Source organism: Microbacterium sp. (genome assembly GCF_030149085.1).
Lineage (GTDB): Bacteria > Actinomycetota > Actinomycetes > Actinomycetales > Microbacteriaceae > Microbacterium.
This window is the reverse complement of sequence record NZ_JASBSF010000114.1, coordinates 1-4,194: the sequence shown is the minus strand read 5'-3', so window position 1 is coordinate 4,194 and position 4,194 is coordinate 1. Positions and strand designations below refer to the sequence as shown.

The 4,194-nt window shown below is 65.9% G+C and carries 5 protein-coding genes; 1 reads left to right on the top strand and 4 read right to left on the bottom strand.

Annotation, left to right across the window (positions count from 1 at the left end):
- From Q1V87_RS04730 to Q1V87_RS04715, 4 genes are all read right to left on the bottom strand, one after another.
- Nucleotides 1-282: hypothetical protein (locus Q1V87_RS04730; RefSeq protein WP_300591062.1), on the bottom strand; the 282-nt coding region annotated here is incomplete at its 3' end.
- A gap of 69 nt (nt 283-351) precedes the next feature.
- A complete protein-coding gene (locus Q1V87_RS04725; RefSeq protein WP_300591061.1) occupies nt 352-807 on the bottom strand; it encodes a hotdog domain-containing protein in 456 nt (151 codons plus the stop codon).
- 50 nt (nt 808-857) lie between these two features.
- Nucleotides 858-2,471: an NAD(P)/FAD-dependent oxidoreductase gene (locus Q1V87_RS04720; RefSeq protein WP_300591060.1), complete on the bottom strand. Its 1,614-nt coding sequence runs from the start codon at nt 2,469-2,471 to the stop codon at nt 858-860.
- Nucleotides 2,472-2,514: 43 nt separating this feature from the next.
- Entirely contained in the window at nt 2,515-3,351 is an 837-nt protein-coding gene (locus Q1V87_RS04715; protein ID WP_229382190.1) for an alpha/beta hydrolase, read from the bottom strand.
- Between the two features lie 557 nt (nt 3,352-3,908).
- On the opposite strand from Q1V87_RS04715, the gene Q1V87_RS04710 reads away from it, so the two are divergent.
- Nucleotides 3,909-4,194 (top strand): hypothetical protein (locus Q1V87_RS04710; RefSeq protein ID WP_300591059.1); only part of this gene is annotated, 286 nt, incomplete at its 3' end.

Below are 4,194 nucleotides of genomic sequence, written 5' to 3'. Positions count from 1 at the left end.
CAGCAGCGCGACACGCATGTCAGCGAGTGATTCCGCCCATCGCGCCAGGACGGTCTCAGCGGTGTCCTGGAAGCGTCCCGCCGGTTCGGAGAACGGGTGGTAAGCAGGAGTCGCAGTCGGATCGTAGCCGCCACCGGTGGTGAACGAGCGACGCCAACTGCGCTCGATCCACGGAGGGACGTTCAGCGTGCGGGGAGTGAGACCGTGCGCGCCGACGCCAGCTTCGAGAAGGCGTTCACGAGCCTGCCGCGCGCTCGCGGCGGAATAGGTATCGGTGGACATAGCTGGGACCTCGCGTCACTGCAAGTGGTCCCACCCAGTATCCGCCTCCCTATTAGGACCCGCCAATACCTAGTCCGCTGTGGATCCATCCTCTGTGCGCATGAGTCCATGGTGGTGGGGAAGCCGGTCGCGTTCGTAGGTGATGTCGGTGTAGCCGTGAGGAATGGGCTGGCCGTGGTCGTCGAGGCCGACGAAGACGATCTTCTCGATCGTGAGAATGCGTTCACGAGTGATCATGTTGCGCACCTCGGCGCGCATCGTGAGGGAGGTGCGCCCGAACGCGGTGGCGCGCAGTCCCATCTCGATCAGGTCACCTTGTCGTGCGGAGCTGACGAAGTCGATCTCGGATATGTACTTGGTGACCGCCCGAGGGTTTCCGAGCTGGATGATGGCGTAAATCGCGGCCTCTTCATCGATCCAGCGCAGCAGGCTGCCGCCGAACAGGGTGCCGTGCGCGTTCAGGTCCTCGGGACGGACCCAGCGGCGTGACCGGAATGTGACGTCTGCTGACATGGAGTCGCTCATAGGACGACCGTAGGCCGGGAAGCACACTCCCGGCCTACGGTTACCGTCGATCAGGCCGGGATGGGCTGTCCGATGCTGAATCCTTCGAAGTCCTTCGCCTGGATATCCGAGAGGAGGCCGCGGTAGGCGCCTAGGCCGCCGAGGTAGAACATCACGGCGTGCTTCTTGCCGGGGATGTTCGCCCCGAAGATCCACGAGTCGGTCTTGGGGAACAGCGTGTAGTTCGCGATCGTCGTGCAGGTCTCGGTCCATTCGTCCTCGACCTGCTGCGACACCTCGATGAGCCCGCCTCTCCGCTCCGCCTCGGTCACCAGGGTCGTGATGAACTCGACCTGCGCCTCGATGCTGGGCACCAGGTTGGTGAACGGCCCGTTGGGGCCGAGGATCATGAACATGTTCGGGAATCCGGCCGTCATGATGCCGAGGAAGCTGGTCGGAGCGTCGGCCCAGTGCTCGTCGACGCTCACCCCTCCGCGCCCGCGGATGTCGATGCGGCGGTAGTTGCCGTCGACCGCGTCGAACCCGGTAGCCAGCACGAGCACATCCAGCTCGTGCTCAACACCGTCCGCGGTCTTCACCCCTCGTGGGGTGATCTCAACGATTGGGTTCTCCTTGATCGACACCAGCTTCACGTTGTCCTGGTTGTACACGTCGTAGTAGCCCTGGTTGCACAGGGGCCGCTTCGCATACGGCTGGGTCGGGGTGAGCAATCGCGCCGTCTCCGGGTCCTTGACCGTCTCAGCGATCTTGCGGCGGATGAACGCAGCGGCTGCCTCGTTCGACTCCGGGTTGATAGCGATGTCGTTGAACGTGCCGAACATGAAATAGAATCCGTTGCCTCGGTCCCATGCCGCCTGGAACACGCGCTCCCGCTCGGCCTCGTCGACATCGGTGGCCGCGACGGTGGACTCCTCGAACCCGAAGGCGACGCCGGAGTTTCGGACCTGCTCCCAGATCTCCGGGAACCGGGACTTGTATCCGTCCACCTCCCCCGGGCCGACCGGTCCGTTGCCGGAGGGGACGCTGTACTGCGCCGAGCGCTGGAACACGGTCAGGTGCGACACCTGCTTGGCCGCGGCGACGATGAACTGTGTTCCGGTCGAGCCAGTGCCGATGACCCCCACCCGCTTGCCCTCGATCGACAGGTCCTCCGGCCACTCCGCGGTGTGCACGAGGCGGCCTTCAAACGAGTCGATCCCGGGGATGTCGGGGATGTTGGTTGCTGCGAGCAGCCCCAGCGCCGTCACCACGTATCGGGCCGTGAAGGATTCTCCGGCGGAGGTGCCGACCGTCCAGGTGTTGGTGGCTTCGTCGAAGACGATCGACGTGACTTCGGTGTTCAACTGGAAGTCCTTGCGGAGGTCGTACCGGTCGACGACGGTCTCGAGATAGCTGAGGATGTCGGGCTGGTCGATGTACTTTCGGGCCCAGTCCCACTCCTGCAGCAGTTCGTCATCGAACGAGTATCGGTAGAAGGGGCTCTCCGTGTCGGACATGGCGCCGGGGTACCGGTTCCAGTACCAGGTTCCTCCGATGCCGGCGCCCTTCTCGAACCCGCGGACGCGCAGGCCGAGCTTGTCGCGCAGGGTGTGTAGCTGGTAGATGCCGCCGAAACCGGCGCCGACGACGATCGCGTCGAAGTCCGTGGTCTGTGTGGATGTCATGGTGCAACTCCTTCGGTGAATGAGGTGGGTGGGGTGCTGCAGGTCAGTGGCGAAGCCACTGGCCGATCGCCGCAAGCTCCGCGTCGACGTCCGCGTCGCGGCCAGCCAGGAACGGGTAGACGTGCTGCTGTCCTTCGGCGACATGCAGGGTGACGTCAACGCCGGCGCCCTTGGCGCGCTCTGCCACGCGGATGGCATTGTCGACCAACGACTCGACCGAACCGGCGTTGACGTACAGCGGGGGGAACCCGGTGAAATCCGCGTAGAGCGGGTTCGCGAGCGGCGCCGACGGGCTGGTGGTCTCCCCCAGCACGCCGGCGATCATGCCCTCCAGGAGCGGCACGGAGATCAGCGCGTCGGTCGCATCGTTGGTGACCAGCGTCGCGCCGCGGTTCTCCATGTCCAGCCACGGGGAGAACGCGATGACGTGCCCGGGCAGCGGCCGTCCCTTCGCCTTCAACGCCAACGGGATGGCGATGGCGAGATTGCCTCCCGCCGAGTCGCCGATCGTGGTGACGTCCTCGGGGTGGACCCCCCGCTCCAGCAGGGCCTCGAACGCCGCGACCCCGTCGTCTACCTGGGCGGGGTGCGGGTGCTCGGGCGCGCGACGGTAGTCCAGCACGAACGCTGTTACCCCGGCCGCCTTCGCGACGTGCGCGGCGAGCTTCCGGTGGCTGGCCGCAGAGCCGACGGCGAACCCGCCGCCGTGCGTGTAGAGGAGGACCTTGGAGCGATCGGCTCCGGCCGGGAACGCCCAGATGCCGGGCACGCCGCCGACCGTCTCCTCCTTGTAGGTGACATTTTCCGGTTCGATGGTCGGCTGGTGCCATTCATCGAAGATGCTGCGGAACAGCCGCATGTCCAGCTCGTGGGTGGCCATGAGCTCGGACCAGCCCAGATACAGATCACGCAGGGCGCTCGGGACGACTGCGGTCGCGGTGGATGACGAGGACATCGCATAACTCCTTCGTTGATGCTCGGCGCCTGCAGGAACTAGGCGACCACTCGGTGGATGAGCTCTACTCTCAGGGAGGATTCCGCCACAGCGCTGTGCCGATTTGGAACAGCTCACCCGGGTTGCCCGGTGACCACGACAGAGATCGGCTCCGGCGCACGGCATGATCAGGATCCAGCGCACGAACGAGACCGGATCGGGCACGGTGCCAGACGATCAGCGCCGCCACGACGAGAGTCGCGGCGGTCACCGCCATTGCTCCGACCCAGCCGCTCTGCGTGAAGACCGTCGCCAGGACGAGACCGACAGCCGGGATTCCATCTCCACGGAGAGCGACGGCAGCACACGCCGGACGGCGAAGATCTACTCACCGCCACCGTCTCCGCTTCCGACGACGACGACAGCTTCGGCTTCTACTCCCGGCCCACCAAGGCCCACATCATCGCCGCCGGCATCCGCCGCACCGCATGAACGAGCGCCTCATGAACAGCCGCACCAGCCTCACCATCTACCCCGCCCACGACGAGCAAACCCTGCTCCCGCCGACGCCGATCCTCGTCGACGAGCACTACTTCGTCCGCGCCGGGCTCGAGCAACTCCCCGCCCGCCTCATCGGGTTCAGCCCCGCCGGCGCGCTCGCCATCACGGCGTGGGTTCACGACGTGTTCCGTGCCCCGGAGCTCGCACGCGACCTGTACCCGACTTTCATCATCGCCGGTCGCGTCCAGGCATATCCGATCCCCGCCGCCAGGGTCACCGTGCGCGAGC

What these genes read in the sequence shown, in the direction of transcription:
- Q1V87_RS04715 (WP_229382190.1), bottom strand. Translation starts at nt 3,351, where the DNA reads ATGGCCACCCACGAGCTGGACATGCGGCTGTTCCGCAGCATCTTCGAT.
- Q1V87_RS04725 (WP_300591061.1), bottom strand. Translation starts at nt 807, where the DNA reads ATGAGCGACTCCATGTCAGCAGACGTCACATTCCGGTCACGCCGCTGG.
- Q1V87_RS04720 (WP_300591060.1), bottom strand. Translation starts at nt 2,471, where the DNA reads ATGACATCCACACAGACCACGGACTTCGACGCGATCGTCGTCGGCGCC.